This window comes from Cytophaga sp. FL35, from assembly GCF_014349235.1.
Taxonomy (GTDB): domain Bacteria; phylum Bacteroidota; class Bacteroidia; order Flavobacteriales; family Flavobacteriaceae; genus Euzebyella.
This window is the reverse complement of record NZ_JACSOH010000020.1, coordinates 39,515-59,677: the sequence shown is the minus strand read 5'-3', so window position 1 is coordinate 59,677 and position 20,163 is coordinate 39,515. Positions and strand designations below refer to the sequence as shown.

Below are 20,163 nucleotides of genomic sequence, written 5' to 3'. Positions count from 1 at the left end.
TGTTTATATATCGCTCTCACATGGTTATGCCCCTGTAACCTGAACCTCTTTTTCGCCATTGGGTGTTACAATAATGACCCCTTGCATAAACCTCCAGTGCCCAGGAAATGTACACACAAAAGGATATCGGCCCGGCTTGTTCGGCAAGTTGATGATTATGGAATCACTTTCATTCGGGGCAAGCATAGTGGTCGCACCCAAGACATAACGTGAATTAGGAACGTAACCCATTTTTTCCGCTTCCGGCGTAGCCACAAACTCGTCTACTAGAGGTCCAAAAGCATCAATGCTTTCAGGTCTTACAACCACCAAGTTATGCGGCATCTGATCCATGTTCTTCAATTTGATTTCTATGGTTTGACCGGCCTTGGCAAATAGTTCGGTTTGGTCAAAAGCCATCTCTTGAGGAACCGTTTTAAGATCAAAGACCACATCGGCCTTGGTCTCACCTACTTTACCGATACCCATATCGATGTATTGATCACCTCCCGTATTTATACAGTGCAGCGCTATTACATTCTTGCCTTTCTTGAACAATTTGCTTTTGGCCTCATCAAGTTTGATGAACTTATAGGCCTGACCACTGGCGCCCGATTCAGCCATTAACTTCTCCCCATTGATGAAAACTTCGTAGTCATCGTCATGGGCAATCTTCAAGACCGGCTCTTCAATTGCTTCATTCAATTGAAACTCTTTTCTTAACCAGATGTCATTTGAATCCCAAAGTGATTTAGCTTTTTCAATGGCCTTACCCCCAAAGAAGGCATCTCCCTTTTTCCAGCTAGAGGTATCGAACTGCTCCGATGCCCAATCACCTCCAGGATCAGAAGTGGTATACAACCATTTTGAAGCACGGTCTTCTGCAGAAGGAACTATCATTTCTACCACGGCAGGATCAACAGCTTCATAATTCAGTTCTCTAAAGTATACCTTGGTAGCTGCATTCAACCACTTATCAGAACTATTGGAAGCATCACCTGCCAACTTTTCCATGGCAGCATAAAGTCCTGATGATTCAGGAAGTTCAGATGCCCTAACTATCGCCGCCAACCTTACTTGGGCATTCGAATCGGTCAATAATTTGGACCCGGCAAGTAATTCACTACCTGCGGTATCGTTTGGCAACAAGGCCATAGCTGCTCTCTTCACCGCAAAGCTTCCGTTTTCAAGTGCCTTTTTTAAAAGATCTTGCGTTTTGGCATCTTCCCCATCAAAAGCTCCCAAACCATCCAAGGTCCACAAGGCATGCAGAACAGGAGCATTGATTTCATCATTCTGCCCTAAACCTTCTTCGGCCATTGCAATTAATTCACCTACGAGCTCTTTTTTACCTTCTTCAACAATCAAGCGTTGCGCAGTAATTCGCCAGAAAAGATTATCACTTTTTAAAGCGGCCAGAAGAGCTTCGTTATCACCTGCATCTAAAGATGTAATGGAATCATCTGTCTTATCATCGTATTTTACAATGTAGATACGACCATGACCATAATCTCTTAATTTATTGATGTGGGCATTACCCTCACCCTTGTCGGCATTCCATATTTGATTGTCCATTCCCCTTTTATCGGGGTTGTGCTGAATAACCGGATTGTACCAATCTGCAACCCAAAGGTTACCATCGGGTCCGGTTTCAGCAAATACAGGGGCTGTCCAAGCATCGGTACTGGCAAAGATATTTCCGCCATCGACCTCTTTATAACCCGCCCCATCTTTTACAATTTTAGCAATGTGAACCAAATGTCCGGTAGGCTCTGCTACATACATTTGATTTCTATATTCTTTTGGATAGTTGCCTGCCGTATAAAAGTTAGCCCCGGAAGCCGCGGTAAACCCTCCACGAACATCGACCTGTTGCAGGGGTATATCTGTAACGGGAGAAATTTCGTAGTGACCTTGAATAAAATCGGCATTTAAAGCCCAAGAGGGAAGTTTCTCCAAATATTCATAGTGCTTTAAAGGAATGCCCACATAACATGCATGGTTATTATTGGCCGTAGAACCGAAAATTTCGAAATTCTCGTTATAGCCCATTCCCCAAGTATTATTATCAAACTGACCCACTGGTTCTAGAAAAGAACCATCTTGACCAAAGCGATAAACACCTCTTTCAAACTTGACATTCTTATCACCGAAGGTATTTTCAAATCCTGAATATCCAACAGCACCCCATAATTTATTATCAAGACCATATCTTAAACTTGACGGGCCTGCATGCGTATCGAACGTACCGAAACCACCAAAAAGCACGGTGCGCTTGTCCATTTTATCATCCCCATCTGTATCTTCTAAAAAGACCATTTCAGGAGCTTGGGAAACAATAGCTCCCCCCTTAACCAAAACGATTCCGGTGGTCAAACTTTGTTCGGTAGCAAAGTCGATAAACTTATCCGCCTTGCCGTCACCATCGGTATCCTCACATATGGTAATGCGGTCACCGCCCACATCATTCGCCAAGTCGTGGGGATAATCTTTTGACTGCACTACCCATAGCCTTCCTTTCTCATCCCAAGTAAAGGCTATTGGGTTGATAATATTCGGTTCGGCCGCAAAAAGATGTGCGCTAAAGCCTTCCGGTAACTGAATGTGCTTTTGTGAATCTTCAGGACTCAGTGGATCTTGTACCTTAGGGTTTTCCCCCGTGTAGGTAAGAGGCGGTGGCGGTTCTTTCGTTTCCGTACAGGAATAGAGCCCCATACCCAAAATGGCCAAAAAAAGGCCAGATTTAAATTTTATCATTCTTCTATATTCTTGATTAGTAAGTAGGCCATTCAGGTAGGCCCTTGGTCTATTTTTTTCGGTAACTGGCGTAGGGTTCTTGTTGGCTCACATCAAGTGTACCAGCTTCCCAGCCCTCTGGTGGCGATAATACGGCCAAAAACTCAAGATCACCCTTACCTGCATTAAAAGTGCCATGCACCACATCTTTATCTATATAGATAGAATCACCCACCTCTAGATATTGCATTTCATCTTCGATCCATTGTTCGGCCCTACCCTTAAGTATGTACAGTATTTCGTGCATATTGGGGTGCCTGTGAAAATCGTGGCCCATGCCCTCGGGCACTACCACCTTGACCATATAAGACTGTGCGCCTGCCATGGTTTCAGGGTGGTAATGCCAATAATGGAGCCTGCCAACGGTTTCCTCGAACATTAAATCTTCTTCCTTAACAAATTTCCATTGATCGGACATGTTCTATTTTCTAAAGGGTTAACGATTTGAACTCTTTTGTCAAATTGGTCAATGAAGCTTCAACCCCCATTCTTTCCAAAGAAGAAGCGCCCACAAAACCGTGTAAACCGTCAACGTGATCTAAGGCATATCTAACATCAGAAGGAGTGTTAATTGGGCCACCGTGTGCTAAAAAGAAGGTATCGTGATTAGCTTTTTTAACAGCATCTACTATTTCTTGGGTACGTTCAAGAGCAGCATCCATAGAAACGGTTGCATCGGTTACACCAATCGAACCACCGACAGTAGTACCTACGTGGGCAATAATGGCATCTGCACCTGCGTCGGCCATTTGAACCGCTTCTTCAGGTTTGGCCACATAGACCACAGAGAACATATCCATTCTAGTAGCCAAGTCGACCATGGCCACCTCCTTTTTAAAACTCATTCCTGTTTCTTCCAGAACGTTTCTAAAATGGCCATCGATAATTGAATGCGTAGGAAAGTTATTGACTCCGGAAAAGCCCATGTCTTTCACTTGACCAAGAAAATGCCACATTCTTCTTCTTGGATCACTACCGTGAACCCCACAGATAACCGGCACTTCTTCGACTACCGGTAATACCTCGAACTCACCGATTTCCATAGCTACGGCATTGGCGTCGCCGTAGGCCATCATACCTGCGGTAGAACCATGCCCGCTCATTCTAAATCGACCAGAATTGTAAATAATGATAAGGTCGGCGCCACCTTTTTCAATGAATTTGGCACTGATACCAGTTCCCGCTCCTGCACCGATAATAGCTTTGTTTTGATCTAAAACCTTTTTTAAACGGTCTCTTACTTCTTGTTTGGTATAAGGGTTACCTATTCCCGTCCATTTGTTAGGCATACTTCAATATTTAATTTTGGTTATACTTATATTTTGTTTGAATTACTTTCAATTTTATTTATCCAATAACAGCAACAACTCTTCGGTTATCACTTCGGCAAATTCCGGAGTGTTTACGTTTACATCTACCTCAACTACTTTTATCTTCGGGTCTAGATGCTCGCATATAGACTTAAAAAGTTGCTTATCGGCCTCCGCGTCATAAAACACCTCGCCTTTAGCCCCTATTTTAGATAATCCGTTCAAGGGAAGAACAACGGTAACGGCGTTCTTTGAACTGTTCAACCTTTCAGCAATTTGCCTGCCCAGTATATCGTTCTCTTCTTTATTCGTTCTCATAAGGGTTACATCGGGGGCCCATGAGAACAAATGCCTGTCTTGGTATTTTTCAGGAACCGTACTTTTCGCGGCAAAATTCACCATATCAATACACCCAGGAACCACCACTTGTGGAAGGCCCATTTTTGAGGCAGATTTTAATCTATGGGGACCAGCGCTACAGATTCCCCCGCACAGCTCATCAGCCAATTCAGTGGTCGTAAGGTCAAGTACGGCGTCAAAAACACCTTCCTCCATTAAAGACTCCATCGTTTTGCCTCCAGTACCTACGGCATGAAAAGCCAGAACATCGTATCCTTTCGACTTTAAGATTTCAGAAGCCCTATTCGCACATACCGTTGTGTTACCAAATACACTAAGGGCTATACTGCCTTTGGTATCGCTATCTTTCAAAGGCGCCATATTGGCCATTCCTAAAATGGCACCTGCGGCTTGATTGATCAACACCCTACTTATGCGATTAAGACCCGCTACATCAACAATTGAAGGCATCAGAACAATATCTTTATCCTCAATCTTTTCCGATAAATCTTTAGTGGCCAAGGTACTCAAACACAGTTTTGGCACACCGAATGGTAGGGTTTTCATAGCTTCTATAGCAACAAAAGTACCGCCACCACCGCCCATTCCGATAACTCCATTTATCTCATTCTTTTGGAAAAGATTTCCCAGAATTTGTCCTGCACCTTTACCCATGACAATAAGCGCTTCTCCTCTATCGTTCGCCTCCCTCAATGCTGCGATGTTCAATTCTGCAGCCTCAGCAACCTTATCAGCCTCAAAATTTACAGGAAACTGGTCGGTACTACCTAAAACACCCGTATTAATGGAAACTACCTCAGCACCTCCTTTTGTCAAACAACTATGTAGGTAGGCGAAATCTTCTGCTTTGGTATCAAAACAGCCCACCATCGCCACCTTAGTTTTTTCACTCATATTCTTATTAATCATTTTTTGCCCTCAAGTTGCAAAAACCTAAATGTATCTTTATCAATGCTTATTTCTTCGTACCCCTCGTCACCGTCGCTAAATACTAATTTGACAATTGCAGTGCGTCTCGGCTGTACTTTTGAATCATCAAAATGGGTATGAAAGACATAATACAAAGAACCGTCTTCATGCTCTAGAACATCGCCGTGGCCCGTTCCATTGATTCCTAAAATCTCTTTGGTAATGAAAGGTCCGTTTTTAGATTTGGTCCAAGGGCCTAAAGGATGATCGCTAGTGGCATAACCAACGGCATAATCAGGGTTACGAAAATCATTCGCCGAATAAATCATGTAATAAATTCCTTTTCTCTTCAAAATAGTAGGCCCTTCGGTTACAGGCCATTCGCTATCCCACGTATTTTCCCAAGGCAATTCGCCAGAAATACATTCTTTTAAGGTCTCAGGTTTAATGGCCTCTAACGAGTCTTCAAGTTCAGCCACAAAAATTCGATTACCCTCTGTCAACCTTACATGGTAAAGGTATTTTTTACCGTCATCATCAAAATAAATAAAGGGATCTATTTGCCTTACGGGAGCCTGCAAGTCTTTCTTTTCTTTATTTTTAAAAGGACCGGAAGGATGGCTCGAAGTAGCTAATGCGATGTGCTCATCGGCAGTATAGGCCATATAATATTTAGAGTCGTACTTAAATATTTGTGGAGCCCAAAAGCCCTTTATACCAAATGCATCTCCCTTTCTCATGGCCAACCCTTTTGACGGGCCAGAGGGACCTTGCCAGTCAACTAAATCTTTGGAAGCGTAGACCAAGAAACCTTTATCCTTTCCCATTTTTGGATCTCCGGTGGTTCCATATAAATAATATGTACCATCTTCCTGAAAAATAGTCGGATCGGCCAACAAAGGATTTGCCGAGGAATCTTGACCATAACCGCTAAGAAGAATGCCAATAAAAATGGATAGAAAAGAAATGCTATATCTCATTGGTAGGTACTTTATTTTGTGGAAAAACGGTATTCAGTCATCGTATGATACTCTTCTCCCGGGTTTAATATAATGGTCGGAAAATTCTTTTGGTTGGGCGAATCTGGGTAATGCTGGGTTTCAAGACAGAAAGCGGATCGATGTTCATCGCGTGCGCCCGACTTTAACTTATTCTCTGCATTCATGAAATTACCACTATAGAATTGCACGCCGGGTTCGGTCGTGAAGACTTCCATAACCACACCTGATTTATCACCTACTACCGTGGCGGCCTGCTTTAAAGAATTGTTCGTTTCATCGCTAAGAACGAAATTATGATCGTAGCCACCTCCATATTTAATTTGAGTATCTTCCGCTTCAATTCGCTCCCCTATTCTATGAGGTTCTGTAAAATCAAAAGGAGTGTTTTTTACCGCTTTTAACTCTCCCGTAGGAATCAAGGTTTCATCGACCGGAGTAAACTTATCGGCATACAATATCATTTCATGGTCTAAAATGTTACCACTGCCCTCTCCATTTAAATTGAAATAAGCGTGATTGGTAAGGTTAACAATGGTCGGCTTGTCGGTTACCGCATCGTATTCAATTCTTAGGGTGTTCGGTTTTATCAAGTGGTAAGTTACCTTCGCATCTAGAGCCCCAGGAAATCCTTCTTCCATATCTTGCGACAAATAATTCAATACCAACGTAGTATCATTACTAGACTCTACTTTCCAAACTTTATCTTGAAAACCGTTCGGACCCCCATGCAAGGCATTTTCACCATTATTGGTCTCTACCGAATAGTTCTTGCCATCTATGCTGAATTTACCTCCTGCGATTCGATTGCCCACTCTTCCTATCAAAGCTCCGAAATAAGATTCCGGACCATCGATATATTCTTTGACACTGCCACGCCCAATAACCACATCTACCCATTCGCCTTTGGTATCTGGCGTAAACAGGCCCACTATTCTTCCACCATAATTGGTGATGGCTACTTCAATATCATCATTTTTAAGCCAATAGAGTTTTACTTGGTCACCATCGACAATCGTGTCAAAAGCCCCGGTATCAAGATTTCCGGCTCTGGTCTCCATAACCTCAGTGCCCTTTTCTTGTCCCGGTTGATCCTGCTTCTTTTCTTGTTTGCATGAAAAAACTACCGTTAGCAAAATGCCTAAAGCAAATAATTTCAGTTTCATAATTATCCTTTTTTAATTTGGAGCAGGGTAAACTTGGTATTTGTTAGCCAGTTCTTCCCATTCTTTCGCTAATTCTTTTACTTCTTTATGATGGGTAGCGGCCAAATTGACCTGTTCCGTTTTATCGTTCGATAGGTTATAGAGTTCCCAAGGCTGTCCAGCATCTAACCTTACCAATTTTAAATCTCCTTTACGTAGTGCTTGAGAACCGAAATGTTCCCAAAAAAAAGTTTCTTGTGTGGGTCGACTGGAACTGCCTTTTAATAAAGGAATCAAACTGCTACCAGGAGTTGGGGTTATTGACCTTCCATCAAATTCTGTAGGATAAGTACCGCCAGAGACTTCTACACAGGTTGCCATAATATCACTCACATGGGCCGGCACTGTTCTAACCTCCCCATTCTTCCTTAATTCTTTTGGCCACGACGCTATAAACGGAGTATTGATACCACCTTCGAGAACTTTGGCCTTCCAAAACCGAAAGGGGGTATTTACGGTATGGGCCCACTGCGGACCGATACCTGAAAGAACCGTTTGAGGCCCGGGAAGCACTTCTTTATTAACAGGAAATTGAACCTGTTCGCCATTTCGTGTACTTCCTGCCCTGTCGAAACCAGGGCCATAGTTAGAGGGTCTTTCTGAACTCGCCCCATTATCGGAGAGAAAGAGCACCAATGTATTCTCTAGTTGGCCTGTTTCTTCGAGTTTTTTTATCAATTCGCCAATGGTTCTATCCATCACATCGACCATGGCAGCATGTACGGCCATAGCGCGTACATCCCATTCTTTATCGGAATTGTTTTCCCAATTTAATTCGGGAAACATAAATTCTGGCAATTGGGCATCTTCAGGTATCAATTCCTTTTCTACCAAATTCTTATAACGCTCTTCCCTAATAGCTTGCCAGCCCTTCTCGTATTTATCAACATACTTTTGAATTATACTGTCAGGGGCTTGAAGGGGCCAATGGGGGGCACAATGGGCCACGTACAAGAAAAATGGATTTTCTTTTTTAGAAAACTCGTTTACATAGGCAACAGCCGAATCTCCGATAGCTTGCGTATGATAATAATCTTCGGGCACTTTTTCTACCTGCTGGTTGCCGTTGACCAAACTAAATGGATCAAAATAATCGACCACACCCCAGATATTGCCATAGAATTTATCGAATCCTCTTGCGGTTGGGTATGATTTTAAATCGGAAAATGGGCCGTAATTTTCTTGATGAGCCAACCATTTGAGTTGTTTGTCACCCCCTAGATCATTCGTTTCAGAAACATGCCATTTACCTACCATACCCGTTTGATACCCTTCTCTTTTGAGTACCTCGGCAATGGTAACCGTATTTTCGTTCAATGTACCTTGATAACCCGGCAGACCTGCATCCATCGTCATTCTACCCAGACCCGCTTGGTGCGGATATAGCCCCGTGAGCAAAGAAGCCCTGGTAGGGCAACAGCGGGAAGTATTATAAAATGAAGTAGACCTTATACCTGTCGCAGCCAGACGGTCTAGGTTCGGTGTATTTATTTCTCCTCCATAACAACCTAAATCTGAAAAACCGAGATCATCGGCCATTATGATTATAATATTTGGTCTATCGTCTTTCTTAGGATGAACTTTGTATGTTTGCGACTTAGCATCACTACCAACCGAGAAAAAGGTAATGATCAAAAGGCTTGATAAAACTATCGATATGTAGGTTGCAATTTTTAACACTAGTTTTTTGCCTTTCGGATTGTATTTTTTAATTCTGCAATGGTTTTGGAATCGGTTCCGTGGTTGGGCCATCGACCACCAAAGTGCCGTCTTCTTCAATATTCATCTGGTCAATAAAAACAACTCTATTTTCTCCTGTTGCCTGTGTACGACCATGGTAAACAGTGTACATTTTTTTTCCACCATCTAGAAATAAGACCATGTTATGACCGGTTCCGGTAACATTGCCGCCCTTATCTATATTCTTCTGTAAAACAGGGTTGTTATCTGCCTTTTGATAAGGACCTAATGGCGAATTAGATGTGGCATAACCCACCGCATAATTTGGGCCTGCGTAGTGGTTTGCCGAATACATCATGTAATAAGTGCCTTTATTTTTAAAAGTAAAAGAACCTTCTGTCCATCTTCTATTTACTTCTTTCGAAGTAACCGAACGACTTTCCCATTCGGCATTACGGTCGTTCATTTCAAGCGGTGGCCTAAGTAGTAATTGGGGTTCACCGATAACACTTTTAAAATCAGCTGCCAATTCTACCCCATAGACCCAACTTTCTTCAATTTCGTCATACAGACCTTCTTTTTTGGCCCATTCAGAAATCTCACTCTCTACGGGATGTTTGTAGCAAACCCTCGAATAATAAAGGTAAAATTTACCGTCGTCATCTTTAAAGACATTCGCGTCTATAATAGGATACCCGGGATCAAATAAAGGTTGGTCGGTCAAATCTGTAAAAGGACCTTTAGGACTATCGGAAACAGCCACCCCAATCTTGAAATTTTCAAGTTCATTGTTGGGATTATCCTTATCATCGGCGCTGAAAAACAAGAAATAGTGATTTTCAAATTTGTACACTTCGGGCGCCCAAAAGTTTTTTTGAGTCCAAGATGCTTCGGTATTTCCTTCATAAATACGACCCTCGAACTTCCAGTTCACCAAATCATTCGATGAATAGGTAGCAAAGCCATTTTCAACTTGGCCCGTTCCATACATATAAAAAGTGCCATCGCCATTATCCAACACAAATGGATCCCCAAATTCAACATCTATCGGGTTAGAAAACGTTTCAACGGCTACTTCTTTATCTTGTTTCTTTTCAACCTTCTCCTTACACGAATAGAATAAGACGGTTGACATACAAATGCCCCAAAAGAAAGTTCTATATGTGGAAGCTCTAAAATCTATCATTATATTTTTGCCTTTAAGTTAGGCATTCATTGTTTATAGCCTAGTCTTTTATTGAAATACCGGGCTCCGTACCACGGAAGCCCGGTAAAACCTCAAGATAAGTAACTACTAACAACTCAACATTAGCCAATCATTAAGATACTCTTCCCTTTATTCATTTGCACCATCTCTCGCTTCATCACAGGGAAAAGCAATGTATTACAAGTTTAACTTTTCAACAGGTGTATAAATCATATCTTCAATACCCTCTACCTTTACCCCGATACGGGCAAAGATGTAGTCTTGATCCGGTTTTTTGGCATCCTCGGGTATATCTACCGACATTGAAAGGTTGTTCAAATCACTTAAATCGGCATCGACCTGGGCAATGCTTCCTTCACCCCCACTGTTGGTATCGACAAACTGGGTTCTGTTGATTACCAAGGTAACACGTTCAACGGCCCTGCCATTTGTACCAGTAATTATTTGATCAACACCGCAAGTGCCGCTTACCGTTCCGGAAGATTGCGAAAACTGAGCCCCACGGATCATATAATAAGGAGTAACATTGAGGTCCATAGTTTTGTTTCCGCTTAGATTAAAATACAGAGTATCGGAGGAAGCTCTAAATGGACCTTCACCCGGTAGAAAAATCAATTTATAGTCTCCGGAAAAAAGTCTGCTGCTAAAGCTCCCGTCTTGAGCTATAGCTACGTCAATAGGCGCTGGGCTACCATAGCCAGATTGCCATAATTCAAACCTTACCTGGTTTCTCGCAACTGGTATCGCTTGACCCTCATATACAATATTTCCGGTAAAGTCGGCATCAGGCTCATTGAAGTTATCCAATTCACATGAGGCAGAAACCGCTAGTACAAGTAAGGCCAGTATATAGAATTTTACTTTCATGTTCTTTAGTTTTCTAGTTTTATTGATTAGGATTTCTGACCAGCTTTGGATTATTGTTAATCAATCCCTGACCGATTTCAGAGTAATAGTTTCCTAAACGGAACCTATCGGATCCAGTAATTCGGGAAAGTCTATTGATTCTGTACAACCATTTGCCATCATTAGCGTCACCTGGATTATAGTACTTGTAAGGCCAGATGTTGTACGGTTGTGTTTCTCTTTTGGTGGCAACACCGATGTTCTCGGTAACCTCTTCGGGGGAAATCGGGTTACCATCCAAAATGACATGAGCAAGTCTCCATCTTTTCAAATCAAAGAAATGAAGACCCTCAAAAGCTAATTCAACATATCTCTCATGTACTATTTTATCGAAGGTAACATCAGCAGCGGTCAATGGCACAGTAAGACCTGCCCTTTCGCGAACATCGTTCAAATAATCGGCAGCCAATTCTGGTTGGTTAAGCTCAAAAGCAGCTTCAGCAGCGTTCAATAACACCTCTGCATAACGATACCTGATGAACCAAACATCACTTTGAGTACCCCTTCTACCTGATCCAGTTGCCGGGTCTTGGTATTTTCTAATGTAAAAACCTGTCTGGGCCGTGAACTCGAGTCCATCGATTGGCCCATCGAAACCTACCACCTGCACTTGTCCGGTCATTCCAGGAAGTTCTTTTTGTTGACCTCTTGAATCACCGCTAACAACAGAACCATCTGCCAAAACTACACCGGCCCATATATCAACATCGGTAGACTTGAACTTGCTTCCTGGAAGGATAACCGTTCCTGCCAGGCGGGCATCCCTACCTTGAAAGATATCTCCGATATTATCAAAATATACCGGAGCATCGCCGACTTCATTTTCAAGTGGTGCGTAAGTACCATCCAACAATTCAAATGATTGAACAAACTGTAGACTTGGATTGATACGCCCACCTTCTTCTTCTTCGGCTCCGAATCTTGGTTGGTTCACAATGGTATAACCATGGGTTTTACCTCCACCTACAAGATAATCTTCAACAAAAATAGCTTCTGGGTTGTTCGCCTTATCGTAAAAGATGCTGGAGAAGTTTTCAGAAAGATCAGGCTTCTTGGTATAAAGACCGTAGCCACCTGCTTCGCCATTGATGATTGCTTCGGAAGCTTCCAAGGCTTTTGTGTAATATTCGTTGGCTCTTGAGGCCGGTATACCCACCTCACCGCCAGGCAATGAAACTTGTGGTGTTGTAGCACCGTACTTGGCAATCGAAGCGGCATATAGTGCAGCTCTGGCCTGCATGGCCAGAACGGCACCTTTGGTAGCCCTTGATTTGGTATTGGCGTCGTTTGGCAATATATCTTTCAATGCTTCAGCTTCACTGATCACAAAATCATAAATAGCGGCCTCTGTTTCACGTGGATGCTGCAAATAAGAAGCATCACCGCTGAAATCGTACGTTTCCGATTCAAGAATAAGCGGAACCCCACCCATTCTTTTTACCATTTCAAAATAATAGGAAGCCCTCAAGAATCTAGCCTCTGCCAAGAATCTGGTCTTATCTTCCTCGGTCAGTTCGGTAGCCTCGGAGCAACGTTCAAGAAACAAATTGATTTCCCTTATATACGCATAGTCCCAAGTGCCCCAAGCTCCGTAGCCCCAACCATCGTTCTGAAATTCAGGATATCTACCCGCTTCAGACCAATAGGCGACATTAAAACCGGCTAGAGACGCCCAGTCTTCAACCGTACCAAAATCATAATACCTATTATACAGGTCTGCCAATACCGAAAGGGTCGTTTTTGGATCAGAGAATATCTGTTCTTGTGTTAAAATCGAGGTAGACGGCCGATCTAAAAACTCTTCGTCATTCTTAGAGCAACTCCATATTGCTACACTCGCAATTAGTAGTAAATAAATATGCTTTTTCATTTTTCGATCAATTTTAGATAGAAAGGTTAACCCCTACGTTAACAAATTTGTTCTGCGGATACTGCAATCCGTTCTCTTCATTTACCTCTGGGTCTATTCCGAATTTCTTAAGATTGTCAAACGAGAAGAGATTGTACCCGTTTACATAAAATCTAGCCTTTTGAAAACCGACTTTATCCAACCAAGGTTTTGGTAAAGAATAGCCCAGTTCTAAAGTACGTGCACGCAAATAAGTTACATTATGCATCCAATAGGTAGAAACCCTATAATTGCTATGATAACCTGCATTGTATCTAAGTGCTGGATACTTTCCTGGAACCCAAGTACTGTTGGGGTTTGCAGGATCCTGCCTTGACCAACTATCCAAGAATATCTTATTAAGTGCCCCTTGGTTTTGGAAAGCCCAACGGGTTTCCCAGTTCTGAATCCAAGAATAGCCAGAACCTCCAGAAAAATCTGCTGTCATATCGACACCTTTATAAGAAAGTCTAATGTTCAAGCCGAAGTTGATATTCGGTTGTTTACCGAACGAATACCCAATAGGCTTCTCGTCATAACCATTAATACGGCCGTCACCATTGATATCTTCATAAATCAAATCACCTGGAAGAAGCGTGCGGTTACCTTGGCCATCAATATCTACGGTGTAGTTATTGATTTCCTCTTGTGTTTGAAACTCTCCAATTACATTATAACCCCAACGCATATCATTATACCTGCCTTCACTTGAAGCTCGGTATTCTTGCCATGAATTAGAAAATCTTGGTTTATAGGATTCGATAAATTTTCCTCTTGAATAGGATCCGTTGGCGGAAACCGAAACATTGAAATCACCAAAACTATCATTGTAGGTCAATGCGCCTTCGAAACCAGCCTGCGAATCACTATTTACGTTCTCGTCAGGAAGGGTGTAACCCAATTCACTTGGTATAAGTATATCATACTTAAAACCTCTAAGACCGGTACGTAAACGGTAGAACCAATCATAAGAACCTGTTACCTTGCCATCAAATAGAGCGAAATCAATACCGATATCGGTTATCTTACTTTTGAACCAAGTAAGGTTATCTACAATCTGACCTTTATCTCTGGCACTTACTACAGGTTCTCCGTTTAAAATGGCAGTACCAACGTTGTAGTTATAACCTGGCAAATAATCATAAGCACCGATTCCGATATCATCATCACCTAAAATACCGTAAGAAGCCCTTAACTTAAATTCTGTCAACCAAGCATCTTCTCCAGCGATAGTCTCATACCAATCTTCTTCGGTCATCCTCCAACCGATGGAACCAGAAGGGAAGAAACCGGTTCTTTTTGATGGGGCAAACTTCCAAGACTTATCTTGACGACCGGAAATCTCCAAGAAATATTTCTGCTTGTAGTTATAATTGAACTTACCTATATAACCGATTCGGGCTAATTCACCATCGAAATCATTGAATTCGACCAAGTTGGCAAAGTACATTAACGGAAGAATATTGTTTTCAGGAACTGAACGCATCCATTGGTTTTGATCGCGCTCCTCTTGTCTTTCTACTAAGAAAAGGCCTTCTACATTGTGCTCTTGCTCACGACCAAAAGCCTTTTTATACTGAGCCTGCCCTTGATAGACATTTTTAACAATTTTGCGATTTCTTCTTTCACGCCATGGGTTGGTACTACCACCCGTCACGTTGTAAGCGTCATTTTCAGCATCATAGGTATATGCTTCATAGGTATATTCGTGACCGTTCAATACTTGATCTTGAATATAGTACGAGTACATACCTCTCACCGATAGACCTTCTAACACCCCGCCAAATTGGTATTCACCGTTAAAGTTCGATTGCATAGTTCTTAAGATGTTGGTTGAATAACCTCCAATTTCTTTATTGTGCAGCGCCCAGTTGGTTTCGTTATGCCCTATATCATTCAGATAATCAGGGTTATCGTTAGCATAAGGACGCTCAAATGGGCGGTTACGCAAAATGGCGAACCTTGGCAACCAATAATCATCGGCCCCTGGAATACCGGGGTTATCGGTAGTTTCTATACGACCGCTGATTTGCATGCCAACCTTTAAACGATCGGTAATATTTGCGTCGAGGTTGTTTTGAATATTTGTTCTTTCAAAATTAAATTCAGGACCCAAGACCGCCTCCTGTTTAAGATGGGTTCCAGATATGTAGTAGTTGATTTTTTCAGAACCCCCTGTTGTACTTACGTTTACACTGTACAATGGTGCATTTTTCTTAATGATAAAATCCTTCCAATTGAACGACTGATAGCCTGGTTCTGTACCAACTCTATAGCGCTCCAATTCTTCGGGAGTAATTTGTGTCTCACCAAACTCGTTCAAATCCGCTTCGGCCTTTTTGCTCATATAGGTATAAGAGTCGTTCACAACATCAGGGAAACGCGACCAATTCTGACCACCGTAATAGGCATTGACATTCACAACGTTTTTAGAGTTCTTCTTACCTCTTTTGGTTGTTACAACCACAACCCCGTTGGCGGCCCTTACCCCGTAAATAGCAGCAGCAGCATCTTTCAATACCGAAATGCTTTCGATATCGCCTGGAGAAATATTATTAAATTGCCCTACGTCAGATTGAATACCATCTATAATGTAAAGAGGGTTACCCATATTACGTATTTGAACGGTTGCAGTAGCACCAGGTCTACCATCGGGCATTTTAAACGTTACACCAGAAATTTTACCGGCCAGACCAGAGCTTACCGATGCACCTGCGTGCACATTCTCTAAATCTTCACTGGTAACAGTAGATATTGCAGCCGTAATAGACTTTTTGTCTTGGGTAGAGTAACCCGTTACTACCACTTCGTCAAGGGCGGCAACATCTTCGTTCATTTGAACATCGACCGTTGCCTGACCATTAACAGGCACTTCCAATCTTTGAAAACCGATATAGCTGAAAATCAAAGTTGCATCAGCCGGGGCATTGACAGTATAATTACCATCAAAATCAGTGGTCACCCCTGTAGTTGTATTTTTAATAATAATCGAAACCCCTGGTAACGGAGCGCCATCACTGGCAGCTGTAACCGTACCCGTCACCGAAGGTGCATCTTGTCCGTATCCTTGGTACATAACTGCACACACCAGAAAAACAGACACAAGAATCTTCTCGATAATGTTAGTCTTTGGTTTTTTCATTGTTTCTCATTTTTGAATGATTGCTTAGAGATTAGTTTGCTAGTTGAGTAAATTGATAGATTCTTAAATTGAGAAAGGTGTTTGTGTCATAATTTCATTTTAAGTTGTTTTAGTTGAGTATTTATTTGAGATAGAGCTTTAAAATTGACAAATTGCCAATGACCAAATAAAATGAATTCAGAATCCTATTACTCTGTGGATTGTATCATTCTATCATACAAATCGTTCAAATTTTAAGAGAAGGTTAAGAGAAGAGTCTTTATTGATACAAATTGTTGCGGTTTGAGACAGATTGTATACCAATCAATTAACAAAGATTTAAATAATTGATTTTCAAATGGTTTAATAACCATATGGAACAAGTCAAATCGTATCAATAAAAGTGAAATCAGAACAATCTGTGCTGAAGTTGCCATTTCAGGTTGGTTTAAAACGTCTCGCGAGATGACTAAAGAAGTCTCCTATCCTGAAAGGATGACAAGAATCAAATCCATCCAAGTAATTACCTGACTTGAAGTATTGTTTAAATTGAGAAAGTTCAAAGAAGGAGATGTTAGAACTGGTACATAAAAAATGCCACCCCAATCCAAGGGTGGCATCGTGCTTAAACTCTAAACAATCCAAATTTGACTCTTACTATTTTCTTATTTATAATCCTGAAGGTTTGACCAATTTCTCAGAGGTTTCAATAGGCTCGCCAAGAATAGGCATATTATCTGAAGACCAAGAAATTTTCTGGGCCCTAGGAGACCTTTTGTTCCCGCAACCATCGACAGGAGTGTCATTTGCATGGTACAATATCCAGTCTTCGGTACCATCCGGGCTTTTGAAAAAGGAGTTATGTCCAGTTCCGAACACAGATTTCTCTTTCGCCTGTTGAAAAATAGGGTCTTCCGATTTAGACCATGATGATTTTTCCATAGGATCATCATTCTTATTCATCGTCAAAAGGCCAAGTGCATAATAGGGAGTCCAGCATCCGCTTGCGGAATAAACAATATGTACCTTATCTCCATGAGCTAACATTTGAGGTCCTTCATTAACGTAAACAGGGGCATCCGGTTTCCAAACCCCTGGGTAATGCCAATTTCTTTCCCACTCATGTTCTGGAGTACTTATCAATACACGATCAGAACTTATCGTATAGGGGTTAGACATTTTAGCTATATAAATATTCTGCATCTCCTCACCTCCATCGACCTTGGGATTTTCCCACCCAGACCAAATAAAGTAGAGTTGGTTTTGGTGCTCAAAAATACTTCCATCAATGGCCCAATTATCATTTTTGTCCGTCTTAAGTTTAGACTTTACTTTAAACTCACCTTTGAACGGGTCAGGAGAGCTATTATCTATAACGAACATGCGGTGATTTCGATTATCGCCATCATCTGCCGCCACATAAATGTACCAGTGCCCATTAATATTATGAATTTCAGGGGCCCAGATATTTCTTGAATGATCGCCGGTTTCAGGTGCGCGCCAAATTACCTTCGACTCTGCATTTCTTAAATCAGTAATATCTGCGGTTCGCATCAAAGTAATAGCGTTAGCACCAGATTTTATATAATAAAAATTTCCTTCGTGATAGATGGTCCAAGGATCCGCACCACTATCTAATAGCGGGTTTGTGAAATAGCTGAGTGATTGTTCATCTTCTTGAACAAGATCAGTATTTGAATTTTCAGCAGTTTCCTTTTCGGTTTCCTTACAAGAGAAAAACAATAACAGCAACACTAAGGGCAAAACCTCTCTCATAAGATTCTAGTTGTAAAAAATGATTGTTACGTTTAACAAAGGATTAATTTAAGGTATCGATGATTTCTTGATTAATTTTCTTGACTTCTTTGATGTTCATTTTGTCTACCTTTCTATCATAGGTCATAAAACCATTAACTTCACCTTCTACATCGGTCGTTTGTGTATATACCGCTCCTGAGAAACCTGCTTTGACCAAGTTCTTGAGCTCTTTCGCATACTTGATGTATTCATCGGTAGTTTCTTTTGAGTTCTTGAACTTTATGTATCCCCAATTATTATCCGGTTTCCATAAATGGCCTTTTAAGGGCAAGCCGATTCCTCCATACTCACCTAAGACATTTACCCTTTGCGCATCATACAAGTACATCGCCGGCCCAGGATAATTATGTAAGTCGACAATATCACCTGTACGATAAAAATTACCCCCACTGGCTGAGTTGACAAGTCTACTTTGGTCGTAAGCCTTTGTCCATTCTGTTATCTCTTCTGTTTTGAACTGACCCCAAGCCTCATTAAAAGGAACCCAAACCACGATACTAGGTTGGGAATAGAGATAATCCATAACACCCTTCCATTCCTTACGATAGATTTCTTCAGATTCTGCAGATCTTTTTAATTCTGTACCGGTGAAATAGTTGTGATTTTGCCACTGCGGACTTTTATCTCCGCTGGGCATATCTTGCCAAACCAATATACCGAGTCTATCGCAATGGGTATACCACCTAGCAGGCTCTACCTTAACGTGCTTTCTAATCATATTAAAGCCCAGTTCTTTGGTCTTGACAATGTCATATTTCAGGGCTTCATCGGTAGGTGCCGTATACAAACCATCAGGCCACCAACCTTGATCCAAGGGGCCAAATTGAAAGTAATCTTTATTGTTCAGCTGCATGCGCACAATACCGTAGTCATCTTTTTTCATGGATATTTTTCGCATTCCGAAATAGCTTTTGACCTCGTCTACCTGATTATTTTGGCTATGCAATCTCACCTGTATATCATAGAGAAAGGGAGATTCCGGCGACCACAGTTTAGCATTTGGAATACTTAAAACAGTTTCTTGATCCACATTTGCCTTTGCGGTCGCAATTTCAGTTTCACCATCAAAAGCTAAAATCTCAACTATATCGCCGTAAGAGGTACCTTCTGTTTCAACCTTTATGCTTACCGTATTATTATCAATGTCAGGAACTGTCTTTAAACTAACAATAATCTTTACATTCACAGGTTCTATCCACACGGTTTGCCAAATACCTGTTACGGGAGTATACCAGATACCTTCTGGCTTTTTCACCTGTTTGCCGCGAGGTTGAGGACCTTCGTCAGTCGGATCCCAAACTTTCACGGTCAAAACCTGCTCTGAACTTTGTATGAATGGAGTTATATCAAACGAAAAAGGAGTATAACCGCCCGTATGCGAACCTACTTTTACGTCATTAATCCAGATATCAGCTTTCCAATCGACCGCCCCAAAGTGTAACAGGATATTCTGTCCGCTCCACCCATCCGGAATATTGAATTTTGTTCGGTACCAAAGCTCATTTGATGACCCTACTTCTTTCATCACGCCTGACAAGCTAGATTCGGCCGCAAAGGGAACTAAAATTTTTCCATCAAAACTTTCAGGAAGTGGAGCACCCTTTTTCAAGATACTATAATCCCACAAACCGTTTAAGTTTTTCCATTCTGAACGCTCCATTATCGGTCTGGGATATTCAGGAAGAACATTTTCTGCATCTAAACTTTCGGCCCATTTGGTTTTAATTTTATCGCCGGCCGGCTTCCATTGCGCATTGGTCGTTAGAAAAGCCAAAGTAAAAATGGCAAGAATAAGTTTTTTCACATTTTGAAAGGCAAGAATAGAGTGTCTCATGGCGGTTATCAAATGAATTATTTTACAACAATTCTCTAAAGAAACCAATTTGAAAGAAAAGATGCAATACACGCCCGTTTCTTTATTTCGTACAAATTGTTCAAAATCACCGATGTTGATACCTATAATTAAATTTGAACTGTTTCGTATGG

13 protein-coding genes are annotated in these 20,163 nt (G+C 41.6%); all 13 read right to left on the bottom strand.

Translation table 11 applies throughout. From position 1 onward, the window contains the following. Positions 1 to 24: 24 nt before the first annotated feature. The 13 genes from BIZ36_RS15245 to BIZ36_RS15185 all read right to left on the bottom strand — a co-directional run bounded on the left by BIZ36_RS15245 (position 25) and on the right by BIZ36_RS15185 (position 20,011). The gene (locus tag BIZ36_RS15245; protein WP_187458752.1) at positions 25 to 2,736 is read right to left on the bottom strand and encodes a PVC-type heme-binding CxxCH protein; all 2,712 of its coding nucleotides are present in this window, start codon (positions 2,734 to 2,736) and stop codon (positions 25 to 27) included. A 49-nt stretch (positions 2,737 to 2,785) separates the two neighbouring features. After that, a complete protein-coding gene (locus BIZ36_RS15240; RefSeq protein WP_121847683.1) occupies positions 2,786 to 3,193 on the bottom strand; it encodes a cupin domain-containing protein in 408 nt (135 codons plus the stop codon). A gap of 10 nt (positions 3,194 to 3,203) precedes the next feature. After that, positions 3,204 to 4,064: a phosphoenolpyruvate hydrolase family protein gene (locus BIZ36_RS15235; RefSeq protein ID WP_187458751.1), complete on the bottom strand. Its 861-nt coding sequence runs from the start codon at positions 4,062 to 4,064 to the stop codon at positions 3,204 to 3,206. A gap of 54 nt (positions 4,065 to 4,118) precedes the next feature. Continuing rightward, positions 4,119 to 5,339, bottom strand: coding sequence for a Tm-1-like ATP-binding domain-containing protein (locus tag BIZ36_RS15230; RefSeq protein ID WP_286174832.1), 1,221 nt, complete (start codon positions 5,337 to 5,339; stop codon positions 4,119 to 4,121). Between the two features lie 11 nt (positions 5,340 to 5,350). Further along, a complete protein-coding gene (locus BIZ36_RS15225) occupies positions 5,351 to 6,334 on the bottom strand; it encodes a glycoside hydrolase family 43 protein (protein WP_187458749.1) in 984 nt (327 codons plus the stop codon). Between the two features lie 11 nt (positions 6,335 to 6,345). Further along, complete coding sequence (locus tag BIZ36_RS15220; protein WP_187458748.1) at positions 6,346 to 7,518, bottom strand: aldose epimerase family protein; 1,173 nt, start codon at positions 7,516 to 7,518, stop codon at positions 6,346 to 6,348. A gap of 12 nt (positions 7,519 to 7,530) precedes the next feature. After that, the gene (locus tag BIZ36_RS15215; protein WP_502709169.1) at positions 7,531 to 9,237 is read right to left on the bottom strand and encodes an arylsulfatase; all 1,707 of its coding nucleotides are present in this window, start codon (positions 9,235 to 9,237) and stop codon (positions 7,531 to 7,533) included. A gap of 28 nt (positions 9,238 to 9,265) precedes the next feature. Next, positions 9,266 to 10,423, bottom strand: coding sequence for a glycoside hydrolase family 43 protein (locus tag BIZ36_RS15210; RefSeq protein WP_286174831.1), 1,158 nt, complete (start codon positions 10,421 to 10,423; stop codon positions 9,266 to 9,268). A 198-nt stretch (positions 10,424 to 10,621) separates the two neighbouring features. Beyond that, entirely contained in the window at positions 10,622 to 11,311 is a 690-nt protein-coding gene (locus tag BIZ36_RS15205) for a DUF3823 domain-containing protein (protein WP_187458747.1), read from the bottom strand. Between the two features lie 19 nt (positions 11,312 to 11,330). After that, a complete protein-coding gene (locus BIZ36_RS15200) occupies positions 11,331 to 13,220 on the bottom strand; it encodes a RagB/SusD family nutrient uptake outer membrane protein (RefSeq protein ID WP_187458746.1) in 1,890 nt (629 codons plus the stop codon). A gap of 13 nt (positions 13,221 to 13,233) precedes the next feature. Then, positions 13,234 to 16,380 (bottom strand): SusC/RagA family TonB-linked outer membrane protein, encoded by a 3,147-nt coding sequence (locus BIZ36_RS15195; protein WP_187458745.1) that lies wholly within the window; start codon positions 16,378 to 16,380, stop codon positions 13,234 to 13,236. A gap of 648 nt (positions 16,381 to 17,028) precedes the next feature. After that, entirely contained in the window at positions 17,029 to 18,135 is a 1,107-nt protein-coding gene (locus BIZ36_RS15190; protein ID WP_187458744.1) for a glycoside hydrolase family 43 protein, read from the bottom strand. A 43-nt stretch (positions 18,136 to 18,178) separates the two neighbouring features. Beyond that, entirely contained in the window at positions 18,179 to 20,011 is a 1,833-nt protein-coding gene (locus BIZ36_RS15185; protein ID WP_187458743.1) for a glycoside hydrolase family 2 protein, read from the bottom strand. Positions 20,012 to 20,163: the final 152 nt, after the last annotated feature.